The organism is Nocardioides iriomotensis (genome assembly GCF_004168035.1).
Classification (GTDB): domain Bacteria; phylum Actinomycetota; class Actinomycetes; order Propionibacteriales; family Nocardioidaceae; genus Nocardioides_B; species Nocardioides_B iriomotensis.
Genome location: NZ_SDPU01000001.1, coordinates 117,612 through 143,172 on the forward strand (window position 1 = coordinate 117,612; position 25,561 = coordinate 143,172).

The following is a 25,561-nucleotide window of genomic DNA, read 5'->3' on the forward strand; positions in this document are numbered from 1 at the left end:
AGGCTAGCCGTCGGCTGCGTCACCGGGGCGGACGATGCCGGCCTCGTAGGCGAGGATCACCGCCTGGACGCGGTCCCGCAGGCCGAGCTTGGCGAGGATCCGGCCGACGTGCGTCTTCACGGTCTTCTCGCTCACCACGAGCCGGTCGGCCAGCTCCCGGTTGGACAGCCCTCGCCCGATCAGCTCGAGCACCTCGGCCTCGCGCGGCGTGAGCTCGTCCAGGCCCGGCACGGGTACGGCGCGCGGCGGCTGCGGGCTCACGAAGTGCTCGATGAGCCGCCGCGTGACCGACGGGGCGACCAGCGCGTCGCCGTCGGCGGCCCGACGGACCGCCTCGAGGATGCGCTCGCGGGGCGCGTCCTTGAGCAGGAAACCGCTGGCCCCGGCCTTGAACGCGGCGAAGACGTACTCGTCGAGGTCGAAGGTCGTCAGGATCACGACCCGCGGCAGCTCGTCCACCGCCGCGGCCCGGATCCGCCGGGTCGCCTCGATGCCGTCGATACCGGGCATCCGCAGGTCCATGAGCACGACGTCGGGCCGCTTCTCCTCCACGACACGCACGGCCTCGAGACCGTCGGCCGCCTGCCCGACGACGGCAACGTCGTCGAGCCCGGCGAGCATCATGTCCAGCCCGGCGCGGACGAGGTCCTGGTCGTCGACGAGCACGACCGACACAGGCGACTCAGCCGGCCCGGTCACACCGGGATCCTCGCCGCGACGCGGAAGCCGGGCCCCGGCTCCCGCGAACCCGTCTCGACCGAGCCACCCAGCACCCGGACGCGCTCGCGCATGCCGACGAGCCCCCGCCCGGACCCGGCCAGGGCCCCGAGCTCGTCCGGCTCCGCGGTGCCGTCGTCCACGACCTCGAGCTCGAGGCAGTCGCCGAGCCGGCGGACGTCGACGCGGACGTGCGCGGCGCGCGCGTGCTTCATCACGTTGGTGAGCGCCTCCTGGAGCACACGGTAGGCGGACACGTCGACGGCCGGCGGCAGGTCGCTCAGCTCGCCGTGCACCTGGAGGGTGACGTCCGGGCCGGTCGCGCGCACGTCGGCGACCAGGTCGTCGAGCCGCGCCAGTCCCGGCTGCGGCTGCAGCGAGCCGTCGTCCTCCTCGCCCAGCAGCCCGAGGAGCCGGCGCATCTCCTCGAGGCCCTGGCGGGCGGAGCGCTCGATCGCGCCGAGGCTGTCGCGCACCCGGTCCGGGTCGCGGTCGAGGACGTTGCGCGCCCCGCTCGACTGCATCACGATCGCCGCCAGGCTGTGCGACACGACGTCGTGCATCTCGCGCGCGATGCGGGCGCGCTCGGCCGCCACGGCCTCAGCCGCGTGCTCGTCACGCGCGTGCAGCAGCGCCGCCGCCCGCTCGTTGCGGACGCCGACGACGCGGCCGACCAGCCACACGGTGCCGAACAGCACGAGCGACGCGACCGGGTCCGGGGCCGCGTCGGTCCCGCTCCCCTGCACGACGGCGACGGCGAGGGCCAGCACCGAGACGGCCGCCGACAGCAGCGCGTCGCGCAGGGGCGCGTAGGAGGCGACCGTGTACGTCGCGACGAGCAGCGCGAGGTAGGTGGCGTAGAGCTCGAGCGGGTCGGCCACGAGCGCCCGTCCGGCGAGCACGCCGTACAGGACGAGGGAGACGCCCAACGGCGCACGGCGGCGGACGGCCAGCGGCAGCGTCCCGAGCAGCACCGTGACGACGTTGAGGGCGACGGGGCCCTCGACGACGTCCTCGGCCAGCGGCTGGCCGAGGACCTCGACCAGTCCCACGACGCAGAACGCCGCGGCGACGACGGCGTCGAGCAGCTGGCCCAGAGGTAGGCGCTGCGGCAGGCGGTTGCGGTCCATGGTGGCGCCACCCTAGGGCCGCAGGGGGCCCGTGGCGTCGGACCACGGTCGTACGTCGGGTTCGGGCCGCGGGCCGACGACCCGGGGTGCTGCCGGTGCCTACCTTTCCGTCGACGGCCGGAACCGCCGGCCCCACCGATGGAGTCACCATGCAGCTCACCGCTCGTCCGGCGGCCCTCGTCGCCGGCACCCTGTTCGCCGCCACCGCCGCGATCGACGTCCCGCACGTCCAGGCCCAGCCGTTCGCCGGTCCGCTCGACTACGCCCTCGAGGCGCTCTTCGCCGCCGCGCTCTGGTCCGCCGCGCTCGCCCTCTGGCTGCTCTCCCGGGCCGCCACCGGACGGGGCAGGCGGGTCGCCTGGCGGGTGCCGGCCGCGGGGTGCGGGCTGGTCGCTGTCGCCGCGACGGCCACGCTGGTCGCGGCGCACGACGTGCTCGGACCCGTGTTCATGCTCGGCCTGCTCCTGGTGCTGGCCGGCTACCTCGTGCTCGCGGTCCTCGACCTGCGGCGGCGCCTGACGCCGCGGTTCGCCGGTCTCTGCCTGGCCGCGGGGACCGTCGGCATGGTCGCGCTCGGCGACGGCGTCGGCACCGTGGCCTGGGCCGCGGCGTGGTTCGGCGTCGCGGCGCTGCTGCAGCCCGCCTCGGCGCGGGTCTCCGAGCCGGCCGCTGCCTAGCCGGCCCGGCCGACCTCGAGCCGCTCCCGGTGGCCGAGGCTGTCCCGGCGGTCGCGCGCGACCGTGTTGACCTCGTCCTGCACGCGGCGGACCTCGGCGATGTCGAGGTCCGCCACGACGACCGCCGGGTCGTCCGCGCCGGTGCGCGCGACGGCCCGGCCCTCGGGGTCGTAGACCGCGCTGCCGCCGCTGAACGACGACGCGCCGCAGGTGCCGGTCAGCCCGGCGAAGACCACGTAGATGCCGTTGTCGATGGCGCGGGCGGCGTAGTAGAGGTCGCGGCGGTGGTCGGAGCCGGTGAAGAACGCGGCCGGCGTGAGGTACGCCGTCGCACCGGCCGCTGCCGCGGACGCCGCGTGCTCGGGGAACGAGCCGTCGTAGCAGATGCCGAGGCCGAGCTCCCAGCCGTCGACGACGATGGTCGCGCCGTGGTCGCCGGCGGTGAAGAAGCCCTGCTCCTCGAGGCCGCACAGGTGTTGCTTGTCGTACGGCGCCCGCACCTCCCCGTCCGGGGTGAGCACGACCGCCGACAGGGTGGATGCGTCGAGCGCCCGGCGGACGGCCGCGCTGGCCACCACCGTCACGCCGCGCTCCCGCGCGAGGTCGGCCAGCGGCCGGAGCCGCTCGTCGGGCCCTCCTGAGCCTGTCGAAGCGTCGAGGGCCAGGGAGTCGTCGTGCCGCCACTCCTCCGCCGCGTAGCCGGTGAGGAACAGCTCGGGCAGCACCACGACGCGCGCGCCCTGGTCGGCGGCGGTCGTGACGAGCGAGCAGGCGGTGGCGACGTTGGCCGCGACGTCGCGCGGCACGGACGTCGCCTGCCCAGCGGCGACGCGCAGCCGAGCGGGAGCGTTCATCGTGCGTCCTCCTCGGACGGTTCGGCGAGCGCGAGCTGGCGGTCGACGGCCTCGCGGGTGGCACCGAGCGCCTCGGAGACCTCCCAGGCGACGTCGCGCGCCCGTGCGCCGAGCTCGCCGGCGCGCGCATCGTCCATCCGGACGGTCGGCACCGAGAGGCCGAGCGCCCCCACCGCCTTCCCGGTGTGGTCGAAGACCGGCGCGGCCAGGGCCCGGATGCCCGGCGTGCGCTCGGCGTCGGAGCCGGCCCAGCCTCGCTTCCGCGCCACCGCCAGCTCCGCGGCGAGCACGACCGGGTCGGTCACCGTGCGGTCGGTGATGGCGGCGATCTCCTGCTCGAGGGCGCGCACCTGCTGCGCCCACGGCAGCGTCGACAGGATCGCTTTGCCGGGCGCGCCGTGCACGAGCTGGATGGGCACGCCGATGTCGGTGTAGTGCCGGCGCAGCTCCTGGCGGCTCTCCACCTGGTCGACCACCGCGCGCTCGCCGGTCGCGAGCAGCTCGTGCAGCCCGACCGTCTCGTCGACCTCGTCGCGCAGCGCGATCATGAACGGCCGGGCCGCGCCCTGCAGCGTCGAGGGCACGGCACCCGACCGGCCGAGCTGCACGAGCAGCGGTCCCGGTCGGTACCTCCGGTCCGGCGACTGGGCCAGCAGCCGGTTGCTCGTCATCGACGCCAGCAGCCGGTGCGTCGTGCTCGTGGACAGCCCGGTCATCCGGGCGATCTCGCTGATCCCGAGCGAGGAGTGGTGGGCGTCGAAGCAGCGCAGTATCGCGACCGCGCGGTCGATCGACTGCACGCCGCCGCGCCCGTCGGTTGCTGGGGACACCGCTCCACCCTTCGCCACGCAGAGAAGTCTGCACCAGTCGTGAATTTCCGGATCCGAACCCTTGACCGCCTCTGTGTCGTCTGACACAGTTCCCGCATGACGGTAAGCAATCCCACGATACGGGAAGCAGGAAGCGGAAGTCCAGCCCTCCCGCTCGCCGGTTTCCGCGTCCTCGACCTCACCCGCTTCCTCTCCGGGCCCTACTGCACGATGGTTCTCGCCGAGCTCGGCGCCGACGTCATCAAGATCGAGCAGCCGCACACCGGCGACGACTCGCGGCGGCTGGCGCCGAAGATCGACGGGGAGAGCTACCCCTTCGCGATGCCCAACCGCAGCAAGCGGTCGGTGTCCCTCGACCTCAAGACCGAGCAGGGGCTCGCGGTGTTCCGGCGGATGGCCGCCGACGCGGACCTGGTCATCGAGAACTTCCGGCCGGGCGTCGCGAAGCGCCTCGGCATCGGGTACGACGACCTCACGGCGGTCCGCGAGGACATCCTCTACTGCTCGATCAGCGGCTTCGGCCAGACCGGCCCGTACCGGGACCGCCCCGGCTTCGACATCATGGCCCAGGGCATGGTCGGCTTCCTGCGGATGACCGGCGAGCCCGGCGGCCGCCCGGCCAAGGTCGGCATCGCGATCAACGACATCGCCGCCGGCGCCACCGCCATCTACTCGATCATGGCCGCCGAGATGCAGCGCCGGGCCACCGGCGAGGGCCAATACATGGACATCTCCCTCGTCGACGCCGGCCTGGCATGGGCGGTCTGGGAGTCCGGCGCGTACTTCGGCGCCGGCGAGGTCCCGCAGCCGACCGGCACCCGGCACCGCCGGTCCACGCCGTACCAGGCCTATCGCACCAGCGACGGCTACGTGACGATCGGCGCCGCCAACGACCGGCTCTGGCTCCGGCTGCTCACGGCGCTGGAGAGGCCGGAGTGGGAGACCGACCCGCGGTTCGCGTCCCTCCCCGACCGGATGTCCAACATCGAGGAGCTCGAGCGGGAGATCGAGGCGATCACCACCACCCGCACGACCGACGAGTGGATCAAGCGCGTCGACGAGGCCGGCGTCCCCTGCGGCCCGGTCCTCACGTTCGACGAGACGCTGAGCGACCCGCACGTCATCGCCCGGGACATGGTCGCCGAGCTCGACCACCCGATCATCGGCGAGATGCGGACCATCGGCCCGCCGACGAAGTTCAGCGGGCTCGACTTCGCCGTCCGTGGCCCGGCCCCCTGGCTCGGCCAGCACACCGCCGAGGTGCTGCGTGAGACCGGCCTCGGCGACGACGAGATCGCGGCACTGTTCACCGACGAGGTCGTCTTCGACGCCCACCCCGACCGGCAGGAGAGCTGAGCATGTCCGACCACCTCGTGGTGGAGCGTCGCGGCGAGGTCGCGACCCTGATCCTCAACCGTCCCGAGAGCCACAACGCGCTCAACGTGGCGACGTACCGCGACCTCCCCGACGTGCTCCGCGACCTCGACAACGACAGCGGCGTCAAGGTCGTCGTGCTGCGCGGCGCCGGCGAGAAGTCGTTCGCCTCCGGCGCCGACATCACCGAGTTCGAGGCCGAGCGCAGCGACGCGGTGAAGGCCAAGGCCTACAACGAGAAGGTCGCCGCGGCCGAGCACGCGCTGGAGGGCGTCCGCAAGCCGACCATCGCGATGATCCACGGCTACTGCATCGGCGGCGGCGCCGGCCTCGCGCTCGCCTGCGACCTCCGCTTCGCCGACACCCGCGCGAAGTTCGCGATCACCCCGGCCAAGCTCGGCCTGGTCTACAGCCTCGAGTCCACCAAGCGCATGGTCGACCTGGTCGGCCCGTCCCGCGCCAAGTGGGTGCTCATGAGCGGTCTGCAGATCCCCGCCGCGCGGGCCTACGAGCTCGGCCTGTTCGACGAGGTCGTCGAGCCGGACGATCTCGAGAAGCTGACCTACGACTTCGCCGAGACCGTCTGCACCCGCGCGCAGCTCAGCGTGCGCGCCGGCAAGCAGATGGTCGACAAGGTCGTGGCCGGCCAGGTCGTGGACGACGACGCGACCACCGACCTGCGCAACTCGTCGTTCGACACCGAGGACTTCGCCGAGGGTGTCCGCGCCTTCATGGAGAAGCGCTCGCCGAGGTTCACGTGGTCATGACGACGGGTGGTCTCGACAAGCTCGACCAGCCGGCGCTCGACCGCCCGGCGGCCCGGGTCGACCCCGACGCGCTGGCCGCCCTCGCGCGCAGCGCGGCGGCGGACCCCGCGTGGGAGTTCGGCTCGTTCTTCCTCAGCCGGTTCCTGCAGCTGGGGATCAGCTACGACGACGCGGAGCAGACCTGCACCGTCGTCCTTCCTTACGGCGCGCACCTCTGCAACCCGCAGGGATCCGTGCACGGCGGAATCGTCACGACGGCGCTCGACATCTCGATGGGTCACCTCTGCAAGAAGTACCTCTCGGCCGCCGTGACCATCGAGATGCAGATGCGGTTCTTCCGGCCGCTGACCGGCGACGCGACGTGCACCGGTCGCCTCGTCCGGGCCGGCCGCCGGATCGTCCACCTCGAGTCCCGCATGACCGACGCCGACGGCAAGCTCACCGCCCTCGGCACTGGCTCGTGGCACCGGCTCGACGCCGGATGAGCAGCGACACCCGATCGACCAGTCCGACCGGCGCCCCCGTCCCCTGCGGACGCGCCACCCAACCAGGAGGAACACGATGAATCGCAAGTGGACGGCCGCCGCCGCGGCGGTGTCCGGCATGGTGCTGACGCTGAGCGCGTGCGGCGGAGGTGCCGACGGGACCAGCGCCGGAGGTGACTACCCGTCGGAGGACATGGACTGGACGATCGCGTTCGGTCCCGGCGGCGGCAACGACATCATGGCCCGCACCATGGTCGACATCCTGCAGAAGAACGACCTCTACCCCGAGAACATCGTGGTGGAGAACAAGGAGGGCGGCTCGGGCGCGACCGGCTGGGGCTACCTCTTCGGCCAGTCCGGCACCGGCTACGGCATCTCGACCACGTCCGGCTCGTTCATCACCACCCCGCTCCAGGCCGACACCGGCTGGGAGCCGACCGACTTCACGCCGGTCGGGCTCATGGCGGCCGACTACGCCCTGCTCATGACCGCAGGTGACGGCGAGTGGTCGACGTACGACGAGTGGGTGGAGTACGCCAAGTCGAAGGGCACGGTCGCGGTCGGCGGCATCGGCACCGTCAACGTGGACTACATCGTCCAGCAGATGGTCGCCGACGCCAACGGCTACAAGATCGACTACGTGCCCTACAACGAGGAGGGCCAGATGCAGACGTCGCTCCTCTCCGGCGCGATCGACGCGATGATCTCCAACCCCGGCTCGATCATGGGCCAGATCGAGGGCGGCCAGATGAACGCGCTGCTCTTCACCGGTCCCGAGCGGCTCGACGCGCTCGCCGACGTGCCGACCGCCGAGGAGGAGGGCATCTCCGACATCCCGTCGATGCCCCGGGGCCTCATCCTCCCGCCGGACGCGCCCGAGGAGGCGCAGCAGTGGTGGATCGACACCATGAAGGAGGTCGTCACCACGCCCGAGTGGCAGGACTACCTCGACGAGAACTACCTGCTCAAGGACGAGAAGTGGGGCGAGGACTTCACGGCCTACCTCGACGACACCCAGTCGTCGTTCGAGGAGCAGCTGACCGAGCTGGGCGCGCTGTGACCGCAGTGCACGCCAACGCCACGACGGGAGCCCGGTCCACGGGCCGGGCTCCCGGGTGGGTGCGCCCCAAGACGGTCTTCCTGACCGCGCTGCTGGTGGTCCTGGCCGTCTACACCGAGATGGCGTTCGCCCTCGAGTGGCGTACGGCGGCCGGCCGGATCGGCCCCGGCTTCTTCCCGCGCATCGTCGGGATCACCGGCCTGGCCCTCACGCTGTGGTCGCTGGTGGCCGCGGTGCGGGCGCCGGCCGCCGAGGACGAGGTGGTCGCACTCGAGGACGAGGTGGGCGACGCCGACCTCGGCAAGCACCCCAGGCTGCTCGCCCTGATGGTCCTGGCGTCGCTGGTCTTCCTGGTCACGCTCGTGAGCCTCGGCGCGATCGTGTCGTCGGCGGTCTTCCTGCTGGCGATGCTCTTCCTGCTCAACCGGCAGCACCTGCTCCTCAACATCGCCGTGGCACTCGGGCTGCCGCTGGCGCTGTACCTGCTCTTCCAGACCCTGCTCAACGCGGGCCTCCCCGAGGGCGTCCTGCCCCGGTTCTGACCCGACCCCTGACGACGGGAACCCGATCTCATGGACGTGTTCGACAACCTGGCAGCCGGCATCATGGCCGTGCTCACGCCGGGGAACATGCTGCTGCTCCTCGCCGGCGTGATGCTCGGCATGATCGTCGGCGTGATGCCGGGCCTCGGCCCCAGCGCCGGCCTGGCGATCCTGCTGCCGCTGACCTTCACCATGGACCCCACCGGCGCGGTGGTGATGCTCGCAGCGGTCTACTACGGCGCGATGTACGGCGGCACGATCACGTCCGTCCTGATCAACACCCCCGGCGAGTCGGCCACCGTCGCGAGCACCTTCGACGGGTACCCGCTCGCGAAGGCCGGACGGGCCGGGCCGGCGCTGGTGATGGCCGCGGTCGGCTCGTTCGTCGCCGGCACCGTCGGCGCGATCCTGATCAGCGTCGCCGCCCCGGTGACCGCGTCCGTGGCCGCGACGTTCGGCCCGCCCGAGCTGTTCCTCGTGGTCGTGCTCGGCCTGCTCACGCTGGTCGTCATCATCGGCGGCAACCGCCTGCTCGGCGCGCTCTCCGCCCTGATCGGCTTCGCCATCGCCACCGTCGGCATCGACATCGGCACCGGCCAGCAGCGCTACACCTTCGGGTCGGTCGAGCTGATCAACGGCATCGACTTCATCCCGGTCGCCATCGGCCTGTTCGGCGTCGGCGAGATCCTGCACACCCTCTGGCGCGGCGGCCACCTGGAGAAGCTCGGCTACTTCAACGTCTCCGCCCGCTCGCGCGGCTTCTGGCCGAACAAGAAGGACTACAAGGAGTCGGCCGGCCCGATCGCCCGCGGCTCGCTGCTCGGCTTCTTCGTCGGCGCCACCCCCGGTGCCGGCGCGACAGTGGCCTCCCTGATGTCGTACAACCTCGAGAAGTCGGTCTCCAGGACCCCCGAGAAGTTCGGCAAGGGGGCGATGGCGGGGCTCGCCGGTCCGGAGGCCGCCAACAACGCGGCGTCGTCCGGCGCGATGGTGCCGCTGCTGACCCTCGGCATCCCGGGCTCGGCCTCGACCGCGGTCCTCATCGGCGGCTTCATGATGTGGGGCCTGCAGCCCGGTCCCCTGCTGATGGAGCAGAACCCGGAGTTCGCCTGGGGCCTGATCGCCAGCATGTACCTCGGCAACGTGATGCTGCTGCTGGTCAACATCTTCTGCATCCCGGCGTTCGCCAGCATCGCCCGCGTGCCGTTCCGGGTGCTCGGGCCGGTCATCATCGTGGTCTGCGTGCTCGGCACGTTCACCGTCAACGGCAGCATCATCGAGGTCGGCATCATGCTCGCCTGCGGCGTGCTGGGCTTCTTCATGCGCCGCTTCGGCCTCAACCCGGCCGCCCTGGTGATCGCCCTCGTGCTCGGCCCGATGGCCGAGGAGTCGCTGCGGCAGACGCTGATCATCTCCGGCGGCAGCTTCGACATCTTCCTCGAGCGCGGCACCTCGCAGGTGCTGCTCGCCGCGATGGTCGTGATGCTCGCCCTGCCGTTGGCCGGCAAGGGCATCAAGAAGGCGTCGTCGACCGCGATGGCCCGCGTCGGCCGGAAGCGCCGCGACGACACCGACGTCGACGCGAACGCCGGCGAGGACCGCGAGCACGACAAGGTGGGTTCTGCATGAGTCACCAGTCGCTCGCCGGGGTGCGGGTCGTCGACCTCAGCCGGGCGCTGGCCGGGCCCTACGCGACGATGATGCTCGCCGACGTCGGCGCCGACGTGCTCAAGGTCGAGCCACCGACCGGCGACGACAGCCGCGGCTGGCTGCCGTTCACCGGGGCGCCGGACGACGAGCAGCGCGAGTCGGCGTACTTCCTCTCGGCCAACCGGGGCAAGCGCTCGGTCCGGCTGGACCTCAAGAGCCAGGAGGGCGCGGACCGGCTCCGCGCCCTCTGCGCGAGCGCCGACGTGCTGGTCGAGAACTACCGGCCCGGGCTGCTCGCCCGGCTCGGTCTCGACCCGGCGGACCTCCGCGCCGCCAACCCGCGGCTGGTGACGCTGTCGATCACCGGATTCGGCGCGGGCGGTCCCGACGGCGCCCGGCCGGGCTTCGACCAGATCGTGCAGGCCGAGGCTGGGCTGATGAGCCTGACCGGCCCCGCCGACGGCGAGCCCACCCGCGTCGGACTGCCGATCGCCGACCTCCTCGCCGGCATGTTCGGCGCCTTCGGCGTGATGTCCGCGCTCCACGAGCGCGAGCGCACCGGCGCCGGCCGCGCCGTCGAGACCAGCCTGCTCGCCGCGGTGACGGCCGTGCACGCGTTCCAGGGCGCGGGCTGGCTGACCGCCGGCGTCGACCCCGTCCGCACCGGCAACCGGCACCCCTCGATCGCGCCGTACGGCACCTTCCGCTGCGCCGACTCCAGCCTCGTCATCGCGGTCGGCTCCGAGGCGCTGTGGCGCCGGTTCGCCGCGGTCGTCGGCATCCCGCACGACCGGCCCGACGTCGCGACCAACGCGCTGCGCGTGGCCAGGGTCGCGGAGCTGCAGGCCGAGCTCGAGGCGCTGCTCGCCGACCGCAAGGCCGACGACGTCATCGCCGAGCTCGTCGACGCGGGCATCCCCGCCGGCCGGATCCGGACCATGCCCGAGGTGTACGACTGGGAGCAGGTGCACCACCTCGGTCTCGTCCACCACCTCGCGCACGCCACACTGGGAGACGTCGCCGTCCCCGGTGGGGCGCTGCGCTACGACGGCACCACCGCGGCGTCGACCGTGCCACCGCCGCTGCTCGGCGAGCACGAACCGGCGGAGTGGCAGAGGTGGGAGGCCCCGTGGCTGGACCAGCAGGAGGAGGCTCGATGACCTCGTCGTACGCCGTGGTCGGCGGCGGCATCCTCGGCGCCGCCGTCGCGCGCCGCCTCCAGGAGGTCGACCCCGACGGCACCGTGACGCTGTGGGAGAAGGAGGACCGGCTCGCCGCGCACCAGACCGGCCGCAACAGCGGCGTCGTGCACGCCGGCCTCTACTACCAGCCCGGCTCACTGAAGGCGACTCTGTGCCGCAAGGGCGTCGGCATGCTGAAGGAGTTCTGCCAGGGGCACGGCATCCGGTACGACGAGTGCGGCAAGGTGCTCGTGGCGCTGGACGAGGTGGAGGAGAGCCGGCTCGGCGCGATCGAGGAGAAGGCCCGCGCCAACGGCGTGCCGGGCGTGCGCCGGCTGACCGGTGCGGAGCTGCGCGAGATCGAGCCGCACGTGCAGGGTGTCGCGGGGCTGCACTCCCCCACCACCGCGATCGTCGACTTCCCCGGCGTCACCCGCAGGCTCGCCGACCTCGTCGTCGCCGACGGCGGCAGCGTGCACCTCGGCACCGAGCTCGTCGGCATCCGCCAGGAACCCGGCGGCGTCTGGCTGCGCGGCCGCACCGCCCGCGGCGTGCGGGAGGAGCGCTTCGACCGCGTCGTCCTGTGCACCGGCCTGCACGCCGACCACACCGCCGCCCAGGCCGGCGACGACCCGGAGCCGAAGGTCGTGCCGTTCCGCGGCGAGTACTACCTGCTCCGTCCCGACCGGCGCGATCTCGTGAACGGGCTCATCTACCCGGTGCCGGACCCCCGCTACCCCTTCCTGGGCGTGCACATGACCCCGCGGGTCGACGGCGAGGTGATGGTCGGCCCCAACGCCGTGCTGGCGCTGGCCCGCGAGGGCTACACGTGGGGCACGGTGTCCGCCAGGGACCTGCGCGAGATCGCGGCCTACTCCGGCTTCCGGAGGTTCGCCCGGCAGCACTGGCGCACCGGCGCGGCCGAGATGGCCGGCTCGCTGAGCAAGCGCCGGTTCGTCGCGGCCGCCCGGCGCTACGTGCCCGAGCTGCGCACCGAGGACGTCGTGGCCGGTCCCAGCGGCATCCGCGCCCAGACGCTGCAGCCCGACGGCTCGCTGGTCGACGACTTCCTGATCAGCACGCAGGGTGCCGTCACCGCCTTGCGCAACGCGCCCTCCCCGGCTGCCACGTCCAGCCTCGCGATCGCCGAGCACCTCGTCGACGCGATGCTCGGCCGCACGTCGGAAGCGGGCGCGAGGTGACACACCTGTCTCGCGGCCTGTGGGTCGTGCTCGCGTCGCCGTTCGACGACGACCTCGCACTCGACCACGCCTCGCTGGCGCGCCAGCTCGAGCTCGCCCGGTCGGTCTCCGCGCAGGGTGTCGTGGCCCTGGGCGTGTTCGGCGAGGCCGACGCGCTCTCCCGCGAGGAGCAGCGCGCCGTGGTCCGCACCGTCACCTCGTCGTACGACGGACCTGTCGTGCTCGGCATGTCCGGGCGGACCACCGCGGTGGTGGTCGACCAGGCCCGGGACTGCCTCGACGCCGCGACCCGGACGCCCGTCGCGCTGATGGTGCAGGTCAACAGTCCCCGCGCCGACGTCGTCGTCGACCACCTCACCGCGGTCCACGAGGCCACCGGGCTGCCGGTCGTCCTGCAGGACTACCCCGCCGTGTCCAACGTGCGCGTCGCGACCGACGCGCTGGTCGACGTGGCGCGCCGCTGCGCGCCGTTCGTCGCCGCGGTCAAGGCCGAGTCGGCGCCGACCCCGCCGTCGATCGCCGCCCTGACCGCGGCCGTCGGCGCGCCGGTGTTCGGCGGCCTCGGTGGCGTCGGGCTGGTCGACGAGCTCGCGTGCGGCGCGGCCGGCGCGATGACCGGGATGAGCCACCCCGAGGGCCTCCGGGCCGCGCTCGACGCGTACGACGCCGGCGGGTTCGACGCCGTCGCCGAGGCGTGGGCGCCGTGGCTCCCGCTGGCGAACTTCGAGGGCCAGCTGCAGATCGGCCTGGCGCTGCGCAAGGAGATCCTGCGCCGCCGTGGTGTGCTGGCGACGGGACTGGTGCGGCCGCCGGCCGCGACGCTGCCCCCGCCGCTGCTGCCCGTGCTCGACGCCCACCTCGCCCGGCTTCCCCTGCCAGACAAGGAGATCGCATGGAACTCGGCCTGATCGGCAAGGTCGCCCTCGTCCTCGGCTCGACCGCCGGCCTCGGCCGCGCGTCCGCCGAGGCGCTCGCCGCCGAGGGCGCCCACGTGGTCGTCGTCGGACGCCGCCGGGAGATGGTCGACGAGCTCGTCGCGGCGCTGCCCTCCGCGGCCGGTGTCGTCGCCGACCTCACCGAGCCCGGCGCGCCGCAGCGCATCGCCGCGGCCGCGCGCGAGGCGTTCGGCCGGGTCGACGTGCTGGTGCTCAACGGCGGCGGGCCGCCGCCCGGCACCGCCGACGCGTTCGACGCCGACACCGCGCAGGCCGCGGTCGACCTGCTCCTGAAGCAGCACGTCGCCCTCGTCACGGAGCTGCTGCCCGCGATGCGCGAGGCCGACTGGGGCCGTATCGTCGCGATCGGCTCGAGCGGCGTGCAGCAGCCGATCCCGACGCTCACCGCCTCCAACGTCGGCCGCGCCGCGCTGGCGGCGTACCTCAAGACGCTCGCGGGCGCCGTCGCCAAGGACGGGGTCACCGTCAACATGGTGCTGCCCGGCCGGATCGACACCGACCGCGTCGCCCAGCTCGACCAGGCCGCCGCCGAGCGCACCGGACGCACCCGCGAGGAGGCGCGCACGTCGTCGGAGGGCACCATCCCGGCCGGCCGCTACGGCCGGCCCGCGGAGTTCGGCGCCGTCGTCGCGTTCCTCGCCGGCGAGCCCGCCGCGTTCGTCACCGGCGAGCAGGTCCGCGTCGACGGCGGCCTCGTCGCCGGCTACTGACCTCCGCTCCCCCGATCCCCCAGGAGACCCCGTGCACCTCGCCACCATCGACCGCCACGGCAGCGACGTCCCGGTCCTCGTCGACCCCGACCGCGGCGTCGTGCCGCTGGCCGCGCTCACCGACGACGCCCCGCCGACGCTGCTCGCGCTTCTCGAGGACGGCCGGTACGACGAGCTCGCCACCCTGGCCGCGAAGGCCGACGACGCCGCGTTCACGCCCGCCGCGGACATCCGGTTCACCGCGCCGTACCGGCGGCCGCGCAAGATCTGGGGCATCGGCCTCAACTACGTCGACCACGCCGCCGACCTGAGCGAGAGCGTGCCCGACGAGCCGGCGTCGTTCATCAAGGGCGACCACACGATCATCGGCGCCGGCGACGCGATCCCGATCCCGCCGCAGAGCAAGCGCACCACCGCCGAGGGCGAGCTCGGCCTGGTGATCGGGCGCGAGTGCCGCAACGTGTCGGAGGAGGACGCCCTCGACCACGTCTTCGGCGTGACCACGATCCTCGACCAGACCGCCGAGGACATCCTCCAGCGCAACCCGCGCTTCCTGACCCGGTCGAAGAACTTCCCCGGCTTCTTCTCGTTCGGCCCCGAGATCGTCCCGATGGCCGAGGTGCTCGACCGGTTCGGCGACCTCGCCGACGTCGAGGTGTCGACCGTCGTCAACGGCTCCGAGACCCGCACCAACACCGTCGCGCACATGCGCTACAGCCCGGCGTTCCTGGTCGCGTTCCACAGCGCGGTGATGCCGCTGTTCCCCGGCGACGTGATCTCGACGGGCACCCCCGGCGCGATCCACATCCGTCCCGGGGACGTGGCCGAGTGCCGCATCCCCGGGATCGGTGGGCTGCTCAACCCGGTCGTCGCCGGCTGACGGAATCTCAGTTGTCCGCGTCCTGGGTGACCAGCCGCGCGGCGCCGAGCGCCAGCGCGCCCACGCCCCAGGCCGCGAGCACCGTGACCGCCCAGGTCGTCGTGATCCCCATGTCCTCGCCGAACAGCAGGTACGCCGCGCCGTACCCGGGCAGCACCTGCGCGATGTCGAGCATCCAGTCGTAGCCGAACTGCGGCAGGATCAGCGGCAGCACGAGCATCACCAGGAAGACCGTGACCAGGCCGCCGGCGGTGCTGCGGAACAGGAAGCCGAGGCCGACGCTCAGCAGGCACCCGGAGCCGACCACCAGGGCCACCGTGCCGAGGACGTCGGCCTCGCCCCACGGCATCGTGAACTCCGGGACCATCGCCCACACGAGCGTGGTCGCGGCCAGGGCGAGCAGCACCGCGGCCGCCGTCGCGACGACGACCGGCACCAGGGTGCGGGCGACGAACAGCACCATCCGACGGGGTGTCCACTGCAGCGTGGGGATGATGCCGCCGCTGGAGTAGTCGGCGGTCACGGCGAGCAGGACCAGGCCGTAGAACGCGAACTGGCCGGGCATCGTGGTGATCACCGCGGCGAGCCAGGCGGACGCGGCGGGACCTCCGGACTCCGCGCGCTCCTCGAGGCCGGCGATCGTCGCGATGCCGAGCATGCTGACCACCCCGGCGGCGAGGAACCACCACGACGCGCGGACGGTCCGCAGCCGCAGCCACTCCGCGTGGACGGTCCGGGTGAGGACGGCGGTGCTCATGTGAGGGCTCCTTCGGGGGTGTGGCCGTGGTACTGGACGGCCGAGGCGGTGAGCTCGAGGTAGGCGTGCTCGAGGGACTGGTCGACCTCGGCGAGGTGGTGCACGGGCAGGCCGAGCCGGTGCGCGGCCTCGCCGACGGACTCGGCCGGGCAGCCGTCGACCTGCAGCTCGTCGGCGCCGACCCGGTGCGTGGTGACGCCGCGTGCGCCGAGGGCCTGCGCCAGCAGGTCGGGGTCGGGCACCCGCACCCGGACGTGCCGCCGGCCGAGGCCGAGCAGCACCTCGTCGACCGACGCGTCGGCGATGAGCCGGCCGCGGCCGATGATCACGAGCCGGTCGGCGGTCTGCTGCATCTCGCTCATCAGGTGGCTCGACACCAGCACGGTCCGGCCCTCGGCGGCGAGGCCGCGCAGCAGGTCGCGGATCCAGCGGACGCCGTCGAGGTCGAGCCCGTTGACGGGCTCGTCGAACAGCAGCACCTCCGGGTCTCCGAGCAGCGCCGCGGCGATCCCGAGCCGCTGCCGCATGCCGAGCGAGTACCCCTTGATCCGCCGTTTCGCCGCCGCCCCGAGGCCCACCTGGTCGATGACCTCCTCGACCCGGTCGAGCGGGATCCCGTTGGTACGCGCGGCGACCCGCAGGTGGTTGCGGCCGGTGCGGCCGGGGTGCGCCGACGTCGCGTCGAGCAGCGCGCCGACGTGTCGCAGCGGCTCCTCGACCTCGGCGAACCGACGGCCGTTGACGAGCACGGACCCCTCCGTGGGCTTGTCGAGGCCGAGCATCATGCGCATCGTGGTGGACTTGCCGGCCCCGTTGGGACCCAGGAAGCCGGTGACCTTGCCCGGCTCCACGTCGAACGTCAGGTGGTCGACGGCGAGCACCTCGCCGTACCTCTTGGTGAGTCCGCGGACGCTGATCCCGCTGCTGGTGTGGTCCATGTCGTCGAGCCTCGCGGGCGCGCCGGCGCCGGCGCGTCACCCGGGCGCGGTCTCCTGCTCCCCCGACCGAGGGGTCCGGGTCCACCCTCGCGGGGGACCCGCCGAACGCCCGCCACCTGCGATCATCGTGGCGTGCCGGACCAGCCCACCCTCGCGATGCCTCCGGAGCGGCCGACGTCGTTCCTGCGCACGCTGCGCGGCATCGCGCTGCCGAGGCGGGAGGGACTGAGGACGCGGCTGCTGTACGCCGCCGTGAGCGTTCCGCTGGGTGTCGTGTACGCCGCGCTGTTCGCGATGCTCGTGCTCGCGATGGTGACGGCGGTCCAGGGCGTCGGCCTGCTGCTGTTCCTCGCGGTGATCATGCTGGCCCGCGCCCTGGGCGGCCCGGAGCGGGCGCTGACCCGCCGGATGCTGCACGTCGAGGTGCAGGACGGGCTCCGAGTGCGGCACCTGCCCGGCGTGGTCACCCGGCTGCGCACGCTGCTGTCGTCGGCCAGCACGTGGTGGACGCTGGCCTGGCTGGGCGTCCGGCTGCTGATGGCGGCCGCGGTGTTCGCCGCCGCGTTCAGCACCGCGTTCGCGACGGCGACGCTGCTCGGCTCCAGCACCTCGACCGTCCTCGACGGGATCGTGCTCGCGCTCGGCACCGTCGTGGTCTGGGTCGTCGCCGTGCGGGTCGTCGACGTGGCGGTGCTCGTGGTCACCGCGGTCGCGCCGACGATGCTGGGCGTCGCCCCGCAGGAGCGGATCGAGGAGCTGCGGCAGACCTCGCAGCGGCTCGCCGGCCGCAACAGCGTGGCCCGCGACCTGCACGACACCATCGGCCACAACCTGACCGCGAGCCTGCTCCAGGCCGGTGCCGCCCGCCGCACGCTGACCCCCGACCCGGACCGGCCGGACGCACCGGTCGACCCGGCGTTCGCGCGGCAGGCGCTCGAGCACATCGAGGACAACACGCGGGCCGCCCTGGCCGAGCTCGACCGCGCGCTGGCCGTGCTCGACGACCGGCGCGTGGACGTGACCGTCGCCGACCTGCCGGCCCCCGACCTGCGCGACGTGACCGGTCTGGTCGCCGGGCTGCGCGACGGCGGCCTGCCGCTGTCGGTGTCGCTCGACCTCGGCCACGCCGACGTACCGCTGCCGGTGAGCCGGCTCGCCTACCGCGTCATCCAGGAGGGGACGACCAACGTGCTGCGGCACGCGGGTACGCCGCCCACGGTCGTCGACGTACGGCGCGAGGCCGGCGACGCCGTCGTCCGGGTGCGCAACGGGCCACCCACGCGCAGCGAGCCGCGGCCCGGCCCGGGCGGGGGGCGGGGCGTGACCGGGCTGCGCGAACGGGTCGCCGCGGCCGGCGGGCGCGTCGACGCGGGTCCGACCGAGCAGGGCGGCTTCGAGCTGCGCGCGACGATCCCGGTGCGGGGGCTGGATGGCTGACGCGACGCAGGCGCCCACCCGCCTCGTGGTGGTCGACGACGACGTGCTGGTCCGGTCGGGGCTCAGCCTGATCTTCGAGGCCGAGCGGGACCTCACCGTGGTCGGCCAGGCAGGCACCGGCCGCGAGGCGCTCGACGTGGTGGCCGAGACCGACCCCGACGTGGTGATCATGGACGTCCGGATGCCCGACATGGACGGCGTCGAGGCGACCGGCCGTCTCGTCGGCGACCGCGACGCCAAGACCGACGGGGCCGACGGGGCTCACGGGGCCGGGGGTGCCGACGGCCGGCCGCGGGTGCTCGTGCTGACGACGTTCGAGGACCAGGACTACCTCTACCGGGCGCTCCGGGCGGGCGCCAGCGGCTTCCTGCTCAAACGGGCCAAGCCGGAGGAGCTGGTGCACGGCGTCCGCGTCGTCGCGTCCGGCACGTCGCTGGTGCTGCCCGACCTGACCCGCCGGCTCATCGCGGACCACCAGCCGGCGGCGGCCGCCCGTGGTGCGGCCGCGCTCCCCCAGCTCACCGCCCGCGAGGTCGACGTGCTCCGGCTCGTCGCGGCCGGGCTCTCCAACGCCGAGATCGCCGAGCGGCTGTTCCTCAGCGCCGAGACGGTCAAGACGCACCTCTCCCGCGTGCTGGTCAAGGTCGGGGCGCGGGACCGGACCCAGGCCGTGATCGCGGCGTACGAGAGCGGTTTCGTCTCACCTGCTGAGTGATCCCCGGGCCGATCTCGCCGTTCCGCCACACGGGGCCGGGTGCCTGACGGACCATGGACGGGCACCTCAGGGGAGGAACACATGACGCCAACGGTCCGTGACCGCGCCGCGACGCGGCCCACCCGCCCCGTCCTCGTGGAGTACGCCGCCCGTCAGGTCGCCGCCGCCGTGGTGGTGTCCGTCGCTGCGCTGATGGCGCACCGTGCCGGGTTGGACACCCACGTGTGGCCGTACGTCGTGATGGCCGGAGCGATCATCCCTCAGGTGCTGCTCGCTCTCGTGGCGCTCGGCGACGAGGAGCGGCGCGGCCGGATCCGCGCGACGAGCAAGCCCGCACCCGTCCCGGCCCTGCTGTCGCTCGCGCTCGCGCTGACGGCCGCCGGAGGCGTCGCCGCAGGTCAGCACGGGGTCTCGGTCGCCGCCGCCGTGATCGCGTCCGTCGGCCTCGCGGTGTCCGCGCTACCGACCCACCTGCACGTCCCGCGACGTCGCTGAGCCACCGGCGGGGGCCCGGAATAACTCCCCGGGACCCCTGGTTGTGCACCGCAGCCGGTCCGGATCATGCCCCCGGGCCTCACCATCTGCCGCTGCGAGCGGCCACTCGCCGAGAGGCGGCTGACGGGCCGGTGAGCACGAGCGTGCAGCCGCCCGCGGGGTAAGCCCCCGCCGGGCGGCTGTTCGTCTTCCCGCCGAAGCAGCGACTCGTCTGGGAAGGACGGTGTGATTCACCCCGAACGGGCGCGGTACCGCGGCCGGTACCACTGCGCGTAGAGGATCCAGAAGTACATCCGCGGCAGCAGCAGCACGGTGAGCAGCGCGACGACGACGGCGCCGGCGACGACAGCCGGCCAGGGCTGGGTCGCCAGCAGCGCCAGCAGGACGATCGCGCCCACGGCCGTGACGAGCGCGCCGGCCAGCTTCTGCACCAGCACGAACCGGTCCGCGCTCACCACCGACCCACGGAACCGGTGCTCGACCTCCCGGACCAGCTCGGCCGGGCTCGACACCGACGGCACGGGGGTCGACCTCGCCCGGGACACGTGGCCCCGGTGCGCCGCGTCGAGCGAAGCGGGGTCGTCGCCCTCGACCACGTGGATGCTCCGGCCCCGCGACTCGGGGCGGCGCATCTCACCGTCGAGCCGCGCCCTCCGCCGTACCCGCTCCGCCCGCTTGGGCCACGGCGGTACGTCGTCCCAGCGACGGTGCGTCTCGACCAGGCTGCCGTCGGCCATCCCGGTCGAGGCGATGACGGCCGGGAAGCCGTAGAACCAGGCGACCTGGACCAGCACCAGGTCATCCGCACTCAGCAGGAGCACGGACGGAAGGGAGAGCCCGACGCGCAGCGCGTCCCGGTGCTCGTCGGAGTAGTCCCGGATGAACGCGTCGATCCCGCCCCGGGCCGACCCGAGGATGCGCGCCACCTGCCGGTAGCCGATCGCCTGGTAGCCGGCGACCACGTCGAGGTGGGCGGGGTCGGGTACGTCGGTCCGGTCGGTCACGTCCTCGTAGAGGACCGGCAGCTCGCGGGGCACCCGCTCACCGTAGGGCCGCGGGCGCTACCGCCGCGGGAGTGACGCGACCGCGACCACGTTCGCGGCGACCACGACGCCGATGCCGGCGACCTCGTGCACGGCGAGCACCTCGCCGAGGATGAGCAGCCCGGCCAGCGCGGCGAGCACCGGGTGGATCGACATGAAGACCCCGAAGAACCGCGCCGGCACCGTGCGCAGGGCGGTGAGGTCGAGGGCGTAGGGCACGACCGAGCTCATCAGCCCCGCGCACGCCGCGAACGCCAGGGCGGCCGGGGTGAACGCACCGGTCACCGCGAGGTAGCCGAGAACCGGCAGGAAGGTCAGCGTGGCGACGCCGCTCGCGACCGCTGTCGCCTGGAGCCCGGGGAGCCGGCGACCGGCGGTCCGGTTCAGCAGGATGTACGACGCCCAGCAGCACGCGGCCAGCAACCCGGCGCCCACGCCGAGCAGGTCGGTCGACGAGCCGGGCAGCACCAGCAGGTAAACGCCGATGCCGGCGGCGACGGCGCACAGCAGGTCGACCCACCGGCGGGACCCGGCGAGCGCGACGGCCAACGGGCCGAGGAACTCCAGCGTGACCGCGAGACCGAGGCCGATCCGGTCGACGGCGGTGTAGAGGCCGAGGTTCATCCCGCCGTACACGAGCCCGAGCAGCAGCACCGGCCACCACTGCGCCCAGGTGTAGCGCCGGACCGGCGGCCGCACGGTCGGCAGCAGCACGGCGGCCGCGACGAGCTGACGGACCGCGACGACGCCGGGCGGGCCGATCGCCGGGAACGCGTGCGCCCCGATCGCCGCGCCCACCTGGTTGCTGGCCCCGCTGACGACGAGCGTGAGCAGGCCGCGCACCGTGCGGCGGCCGGGTGCCGCGACGGGCGGAGCCGGTGGCGCGAGCGGTGCGGTCGCGGTCTCGGTCAGGGCCATGCCGACGAGTGTGGGACCGGCCCGTGGTCGCGGAGAAATGCTGTCGTCGCGACGTCGATACGCTTCGCGTATGGATGTCGACACCCGCCACCTGCGCGCGCTGGTCGCGGTCGTCGACGAGGGCACGTTCACCGACGCGGCGATCGCGTTGCGCACCTCGCAGGCCTCGGTGTCTCGGTCGGTGCAGCGCCTGGAGGCCGTGGTCGGGCACCGGCTGCTGGCCCGGTCGACCCGCCACGTCGCGCTGACACCGACCGGGGACCGCGTCCTCGCGCACGCCCGCCGGGTGCTGGCCGCGCTCGACCGGCTCGCCGAGTCCGCCGAGGCCGACGACGGCCGGCTCGTGGTCGGCTACGCCTGGGCCGCCCTCGGCGAGCACACCGTCGGGGTGCAGCGCGCCTGGTCGCGGGACCGCGGCGCCGACCTCGAGCTGGTGCACGCCAACACGCCGTCCGCCGGGCTGGTCGAGGGCCGCTGCGACGTGTCGATCGTGCGCGTGCCGGTCGACGACCCGCGCCTCGCGTCGGCCGAGGTCGGGGTCGAGGGCCGGGTCGCCGCGCTGGCCTCCGACCATGCGCTCGCCGACCGGGGGTCGCTGGTGCTCGCCGACCTGGTCGGCGAGACGATCGCGGTCGACGCGGCGACCGGCACGACGTCGGCCGCGCTGTGGCCGGCCGACGCGGCGCCGGGGTTCCGCGACACGACGAGCGTCGACGAGTGGCTGACGCTGATCGCCGCCGGGCGGTGCGCCGGCGTCTCGTCCGAGGCGACTGCGGCGCAGCACCCGCGGCGCGGTGTGGAGTTCCGGCCGCTGTCCGACGCGCCGTCGATCACGGTGCGCGTGGTGTGGTGGGCGGACGAGCCGCCGCCGGGCCTGGACGCGCTGCTCGGGCTGTGCCGGGCTGCGTACGGCACGCGATGAGCGCCGGGGGCGCCCGACCGTGCAGGCCGACGACTACTGGACGACGACCTCGACCCGCTGGAACTCCTTGAGCTCCGTGTAGCCGGTGGTCGCCATCGCGCGGCGCAGCGCGCCGACGAAGTTCATCGTGCCGTCGGCGACCCGGGAGGGGCCGAACAGGATCTCCTCCAGCGAGCCGACCGTGCCGATCTCGATGCGCTCGCCGCGCGGGAGGTCGGCGTGCCAGGCCTCCGAGCCCCAGTGGTAGCCCCGGCCCGGCGCCTCGGACGCCCGCGCGAGGGGCGAGCCGATCATCACTGCGTCGGCGCCGCAGGCGACCGCCTTGGAGACGTCGCCGGACTTGCCGATCGAGCCGTCGGCGATCACGTGCACGTAGCGGCCGCCGGACTCGTCGAGGTAGTCGCGGCGCGCGGCCGCGACGTCGGCGACGGCGCTGGCCATCGGCACCGCGACGCCGAGCACCGTGCGGGTGGTGTGGGCGGCGCCGCCGCCGAAGCCGACGAGCACGCCCGCGGCGCCGGTGCGCATCAGGTGCAGCGCGGCCTGGTAGGTCGCGCAGCCGCCGACGATCACCGGCACGTCGAGCTCGTAGATGAACTCCTTGAGGTTCAGCGGCTCGGCCTGGCCGGACACGTGCTCGGCGGAGACGGTCGTGCCGCGGATGACGAACATGTCGACGCCGGCGTCGACGACGGTCTTGAAGTACTCCTTGGTGCGCTGCGGCGACAGCGAGCCCGCGACGGTCACGCCGGACTCGCGCATCTCCCGCAGCCGGGCGGTGATCAGCTCGGGCTTGATCGGCTCGGCGTAGATCTCCTGGAGCCGCTGGGTGGCCTGGGCGCCGTGCAGCCCGGCGACCTCCGCGAGCAGCTCGGACGGGTCGTCGTACCGGGTCCAGAGGCCTTCGAGGTCGAGCACGCCGAGGCCGCCGGCCTTGCCGAACGCGACCGCGGTCTGGGGCGACATCACCGAGTCCATCGGCGCCGCGAGGATCGGCAGCTCGAAGCGGTAGGCGTCGATCTGCCAGGCGACCGAGACCTCCTCGGGGTCGCGCGTGCGCCGGGAGGGCACGATGGCGACGTCGTCGAAGGAGTACGCGCGGCGTCCGCGCTTCGCGCGACCGATCTCGATCTCGACCATGGGCGGCAGTCTATTTGCCGTCGATGACCGCGGTCGCGCGGCTCCGGCTCGCCGAGACCAGGGCCGCGTTGCGCTCGTCGCTCCCCCACGTGCGCGCGCGGGCCTCCTCGCGGGTGCGGCCGTAGCGCTCGTGCCGGGCCTGGAGGCGGGTACGGCGGACGTCCTCGTCGAGGTCGACGTACCAGCACGCGTCGAGCAGCCCCACCACGTCGCGCCACGGCGGCTCGTCGACCAGCAGGTAGTTCCCCTCCGTCACGACCAGCGGCACGTCGGCGGCCACCGCGACGGCGCCGGCGATCGCGTCCTCGATGCCGCGGTCGAAGTGCGGCGCCCAGACCACCTCCGGGTGGTCGAGCCCGTCGAGGCCACGGATCCGGCGCAGCAGCGCGACGTAGCCTAAGGCGTCGAACGTGTCCGGCGCGCCCTTCCGGTCCACCCGGCCGAGCGCGGTCAGCGTCGCGTGCGCCAGGTGGAAGCCGTCCATGCCGACCAGCACCGCCCCGGGCACGGCGGCGACCACCCGCTCGGCGAGCGTGGACTTGCCCGCGCCCGGCTGCCCGGCGATGCCGAGCAGGGCGAGCCCCGGCCGGGCGGCGAGGTCACGTGCAGCGGCGAGCGCCTCGCCCTCGTCGAGCCTCAGCGGCCCGGGCTGTAGTTGGGCGCCTCGACGGTCATCTGGATGTCGTGCGGGTGGCTCTCCTTCAGGCCCGCCGACGTGATCCGGACGAACCGGCCGCGCTCCTGCAGCTCGGGGATGGTCCGCGCGCCGACGTAGAACATCGACTGGTGCAGGCCGCCGACCAGCTGGTGGGCGACCGCGGACAGCGGGCCGCGGTAGGCGACCTGGCCCTCGATGCCCTCGGGGACGATCTTGTCGTCGCTCTGCACGTCGGCCTGGAAGTAGCGGTCCTTGGAGAACGACTTCTTGCCGCGCGAGGCCATCGCGCCGAGCGAGCCCATGCCGCGGTAGGTCTTGAACTGCTTGCCGTTGACGAAGATCAGGTCGCCCGGGCTCTCCTCGCAGCCGGCGAGCAGCGAGCCGAGCATGACCGTGTCGGCGCCGGCGACGAGGGCCTTGGCGATGTCGCCGGAGTACTGCAGGCCGCCGTCGGCGATGACCGGGACGCCGGCCGGCTTGGTGGCGAGCGAGGCTTCGTAGACCGCGGTGATCTGCGGGACACCGACGCCCGCGACGACGCGGGTGGTGCAGATCGAGCCGGGACCGACCCCGACCTTGACCGCGTCGGCGCCCGCGTCGACGAGCGCCTGCGCGCCGGCCCGGGTGGCGACGTTGCCGCCGATGACCTGGACGTGCTTGGTGGCGGGGTCGCTCTTGAGCCGACGGATCATGTCGAGCATCAGCCGCGCGTGGCCGTTGGCGACGTCGGGCACCAGCACGTCGACGCCGGCCTCGACCAGGGTCGTGGCGCGCTCCCAGGCGTCGCCGAAGTAGCCGATCGCGGCCGCGACGAGCAGGCGCCCGTGGTCGTCGTACGACGCGTGCGGGAACTGCTCGCCCTTGACGAAGTCCTTGACCGTGATGAGGCCGACGAGCTTGCCGGCGTCGTCGACGATCGGCAGCCGCTCGCGCTTGTGCTGGCGGAGAAGCTGGGTGGCCTCCTCGCGCTGGATGCCCTCGTGGCCGGTGATCAGCGGCATCGGCGTCATGACGTCGCCGACGAGCCGGCTGCCCCACTCGGCGACCGGCACGAACCGCAGGTCGCGGTTGGTGATGATGCCGAGGAGGGTGCGGTCCTCGTCGATGACGGGGAGGCCGGACACGCGGTACTCGCCGCAGATCTCGTCGAGCTCCTCGAGCGTCGCCTTGGGACCGATCGTGACCGGGTTGGAGATCATGCCGGTCTGGGTCCGCTTCACCAGGTCGACCTGGTAGGCCTGGTCCTCGATCGAGAGGTTGCGGTGCAGCACGCCGATGCCGCCCTGGCGGGCCATCGCGATCGCCATCCGCGACTCGGTGACGGTGTCCATCGCGCTGGAGACCAGCGGGATCCGCAGCGACAGCTCACGCGTGAGCCGGGTCGCCGTGTCGACCTCGCTGGGCACCACGTCGGTCTCGCCGGGCAGCAGCAGGACGTCGTCGTAGGTCAGACCGAGGGCGGCGAACTTGTCGGGGACGCCGGCCGCGGTGCCGGGCTCGATCGAAGCGGTCATGAGGCCTTC

The 25,561-nt window shown here is 73.5% G+C and carries 27 protein-coding genes; 16 read left to right on the plus strand and 11 right to left on the minus strand.

Annotation, left to right across the window (positions count from 1 at the left end):
• Positions 1 to 3: 3 nt before the first annotated feature.
• Positions 4 to 699, minus strand: coding sequence for a response regulator (locus ETU37_RS00555; protein WP_276319659.1), 696 nt, complete (start codon positions 697 to 699; stop codon positions 4 to 6).
• A complete protein-coding gene (locus tag ETU37_RS00560; RefSeq protein ID WP_129984927.1) occupies positions 696 to 1,847 on the minus strand; it encodes a sensor histidine kinase in 1,152 nt (383 codons plus the stop codon). The genes ETU37_RS00555 and ETU37_RS00560 overlap by 4 nt, the downstream gene beginning before the upstream one ends.
• A 149-nt stretch (positions 1,848 to 1,996) precedes the next feature.
• Here ETU37_RS00560 and ETU37_RS00565 point away from each other — a divergent pair, with 149 nt between their 5' ends.
• Positions 1,997 to 2,524, plus strand: a complete 528-nt coding sequence (locus ETU37_RS00565) for a hypothetical protein (RefSeq protein WP_129984928.1) — start codon at positions 1,997 to 1,999, stop codon at positions 2,522 to 2,524.
• On the opposite strand, the gene ETU37_RS00570 is transcribed toward ETU37_RS00565, so the two are convergent.
• Both ETU37_RS00570 and ETU37_RS00575 read right to left on the minus strand, forming a co-directional pair.
• Entirely contained in the window at positions 2,521 to 3,378 is an 858-nt protein-coding gene (locus ETU37_RS00570; RefSeq protein ID WP_129984929.1) for a carbon-nitrogen hydrolase family protein, read from the minus strand. The genes ETU37_RS00565 and ETU37_RS00570 overlap by 4 nt on opposite strands.
• The gene (locus tag ETU37_RS00575) at positions 3,375 to 4,208 is read right to left on the minus strand and encodes an IclR family transcriptional regulator (RefSeq protein ID WP_129984930.1); all 834 of its coding nucleotides are present in this window, start codon (positions 4,206 to 4,208) and stop codon (positions 3,375 to 3,377) included. The genes ETU37_RS00570 and ETU37_RS00575 overlap by 4 nt, the downstream gene beginning before the upstream one ends.
• A 96-nt stretch (positions 4,209 to 4,304) precedes the next feature.
• On the opposite strand from ETU37_RS00575, the gene ETU37_RS00580 reads away from it, so the two are divergent.
• From ETU37_RS00580 to ETU37_RS00630, 11 genes are all read left to right on the plus strand, one after another.
• A complete protein-coding gene (locus tag ETU37_RS00580; RefSeq protein WP_129984931.1) occupies positions 4,305 to 5,564 on the plus strand; it encodes a CaiB/BaiF CoA transferase family protein in 1,260 nt (419 codons plus the stop codon).
• A 2-nt stretch (positions 5,565 to 5,566) separates the two neighbouring features.
• Positions 5,567 to 6,349 (plus strand): enoyl-CoA hydratase-related protein, encoded by a 783-nt coding sequence (locus tag ETU37_RS00585; RefSeq protein WP_129984932.1) that lies wholly within the window; start codon positions 5,567 to 5,569, stop codon positions 6,347 to 6,349.
• Entirely contained in the window at positions 6,346 to 6,834 is a 489-nt protein-coding gene (locus ETU37_RS00590; RefSeq protein ID WP_129984933.1) for a PaaI family thioesterase, read from the plus strand. Before ETU37_RS00585 ends, ETU37_RS00590 begins: the two co-directional genes overlap by 4 nt.
• 76 nt (positions 6,835 to 6,910) lie before the next feature.
• Positions 6,911 to 7,894, plus strand: a complete 984-nt coding sequence (locus ETU37_RS00595; protein ID WP_129984934.1) for a Bug family tripartite tricarboxylate transporter substrate binding protein — start codon at positions 6,911 to 6,913, stop codon at positions 7,892 to 7,894.
• Positions 7,891 to 8,436: a tripartite tricarboxylate transporter TctB family protein gene (locus ETU37_RS00600; RefSeq protein ID WP_129984935.1), complete on the plus strand. Its 546-nt coding sequence runs from the start codon at positions 7,891 to 7,893 to the stop codon at positions 8,434 to 8,436. Before ETU37_RS00595 ends, ETU37_RS00600 begins: the two co-directional genes overlap by 4 nt.
• Positions 8,437 to 8,466: 30 nt before the next feature.
• Positions 8,467 to 10,065 (plus strand): tripartite tricarboxylate transporter permease, encoded by a 1,599-nt coding sequence (locus tag ETU37_RS00605; protein WP_129984936.1) that lies wholly within the window; start codon positions 8,467 to 8,469, stop codon positions 10,063 to 10,065.
• A complete protein-coding gene (locus tag ETU37_RS00610; protein ID WP_129984937.1) occupies positions 10,062 to 11,246 on the plus strand; it encodes a CaiB/BaiF CoA transferase family protein in 1,185 nt (394 codons plus the stop codon). The genes ETU37_RS00605 and ETU37_RS00610 overlap by 4 nt, the downstream gene beginning before the upstream one ends.
• Entirely contained in the window at positions 11,243 to 12,469 is a 1,227-nt protein-coding gene (gene lhgO / locus ETU37_RS00615; RefSeq protein WP_129984938.1) for an L-2-hydroxyglutarate oxidase, read from the plus strand. Before ETU37_RS00610 ends, lhgO begins: the two co-directional genes overlap by 4 nt.
• Entirely contained in the window at positions 12,466 to 13,377 is a 912-nt protein-coding gene (locus ETU37_RS00620) for a dihydrodipicolinate synthase family protein (protein WP_206053613.1), read from the plus strand. Before lhgO ends, ETU37_RS00620 begins: the two co-directional genes overlap by 4 nt.
• On the plus strand, positions 13,362 to 14,135 hold the full coding sequence (locus ETU37_RS00625) for an SDR family oxidoreductase (protein ID WP_129984939.1): 774 nt from the start codon (positions 13,362 to 13,364) through the stop codon (positions 14,133 to 14,135). Before ETU37_RS00620 ends, ETU37_RS00625 begins: the two co-directional genes overlap by 16 nt.
• Positions 14,136 to 14,166: 31 nt before the next feature.
• Positions 14,167 to 15,015: a fumarylacetoacetate hydrolase family protein gene (locus tag ETU37_RS00630; protein WP_129984940.1), complete on the plus strand. Its 849-nt coding sequence runs from the start codon at positions 14,167 to 14,169 to the stop codon at positions 15,013 to 15,015.
• A gap of 7 nt (positions 15,016 to 15,022) precedes the next feature.
• Here ETU37_RS00630 and ETU37_RS00635 read toward each other — a convergent pair whose 3' ends face one another.
• Both ETU37_RS00635 and ETU37_RS00640 read right to left on the minus strand, forming a co-directional pair.
• A complete protein-coding gene (locus ETU37_RS00635) occupies positions 15,023 to 15,772 on the minus strand; it encodes a hypothetical protein (protein WP_129984941.1) in 750 nt (249 codons plus the stop codon).
• Positions 15,769 to 16,710 carry an ABC transporter ATP-binding protein gene (locus tag ETU37_RS00640; RefSeq protein ID WP_129984942.1) on the minus strand — a complete coding sequence of 314 codons (942 nt, stop codon included), beginning with the start codon at positions 16,708 to 16,710 and terminating at the stop codon, positions 15,769 to 15,771. Before ETU37_RS00640 ends, ETU37_RS00635 begins: the two co-directional genes overlap by 4 nt.
• Positions 16,711 to 16,842: 132 nt before the next feature.
• On the opposite strand from ETU37_RS00640, the gene ETU37_RS00645 reads away from it, so the two are divergent.
• From ETU37_RS00645 to ETU37_RS00655, 3 genes are all read left to right on the plus strand, one after another.
• Positions 16,843 to 18,147 (plus strand): sensor histidine kinase, encoded by a 1,305-nt coding sequence (locus ETU37_RS00645; protein ID WP_129984943.1) that lies wholly within the window; start codon positions 16,843 to 16,845, stop codon positions 18,145 to 18,147.
• Positions 18,140 to 18,862 (plus strand): response regulator, encoded by a 723-nt coding sequence (locus tag ETU37_RS00650; protein ID WP_129984944.1) that lies wholly within the window; start codon positions 18,140 to 18,142, stop codon positions 18,860 to 18,862. The genes ETU37_RS00645 and ETU37_RS00650 overlap by 8 nt, the downstream gene beginning before the upstream one ends.
• A gap of 81 nt (positions 18,863 to 18,943) precedes the next feature.
• Complete coding sequence (locus tag ETU37_RS00655; RefSeq protein ID WP_129984945.1) at positions 18,944 to 19,357, plus strand: hypothetical protein; 414 nt, start codon at positions 18,944 to 18,946, stop codon at positions 19,355 to 19,357.
• 230 nt (positions 19,358 to 19,587) lie between these two features.
• On the opposite strand, the gene ETU37_RS00660 is transcribed toward ETU37_RS00655, so the two are convergent.
• The gene (locus tag ETU37_RS00660; protein WP_129984946.1) at positions 19,588 to 20,394 is read right to left on the minus strand and encodes a hypothetical protein; all 807 of its coding nucleotides are present in this window, start codon (positions 20,392 to 20,394) and stop codon (positions 19,588 to 19,590) included.
• A gap of 24 nt (positions 20,395 to 20,418) precedes the next feature.
• Positions 20,419 to 21,318, minus strand: a complete 900-nt coding sequence (locus ETU37_RS00665; RefSeq protein ID WP_129984947.1) for an EamA family transporter — start codon at positions 21,316 to 21,318, stop codon at positions 20,419 to 20,421.
• A gap of 70 nt (positions 21,319 to 21,388) precedes the next feature.
• Here ETU37_RS00665 and ETU37_RS00670 point away from each other — a divergent pair, with 70 nt between their 5' ends.
• Positions 21,389 to 22,240 carry a LysR family transcriptional regulator gene (locus ETU37_RS00670; RefSeq protein ID WP_129984948.1) on the plus strand — a complete coding sequence of 284 codons (852 nt, stop codon included), beginning with the start codon at positions 21,389 to 21,391 and terminating at the stop codon, positions 22,238 to 22,240.
• 33 nt (positions 22,241 to 22,273) lie between these two features.
• Here the strand turns inward: ETU37_RS00670 and ETU37_RS00675 are convergent, their stop codons facing one another.
• Genes ETU37_RS00675 through guaB form a run of 3 tightly spaced genes read right to left on the minus strand, consistent with a single transcriptional unit; the run spans position 22,274 to position 25,552 of the window.
• A complete protein-coding gene (locus ETU37_RS00675) occupies positions 22,274 to 23,380 on the minus strand; it encodes a GuaB3 family IMP dehydrogenase-related protein (RefSeq protein ID WP_129984949.1) in 1,107 nt (368 codons plus the stop codon).
• Between the two features lie 10 nt (positions 23,381 to 23,390).
• Positions 23,391 to 24,020, minus strand: coding sequence for a nucleoside/nucleotide kinase family protein (locus ETU37_RS00680; protein WP_129985071.1), 630 nt, complete (start codon positions 24,018 to 24,020; stop codon positions 23,391 to 23,393).
• Positions 24,017 to 25,552: an IMP dehydrogenase gene (guaB, locus tag ETU37_RS00685; protein ID WP_129984950.1), complete on the minus strand. Its 1,536-nt coding sequence runs from the start codon at positions 25,550 to 25,552 to the stop codon at positions 24,017 to 24,019. Before guaB ends, ETU37_RS00680 begins: the two co-directional genes overlap by 4 nt.
• Positions 25,553 to 25,561: the final 9 nt, after the last annotated feature.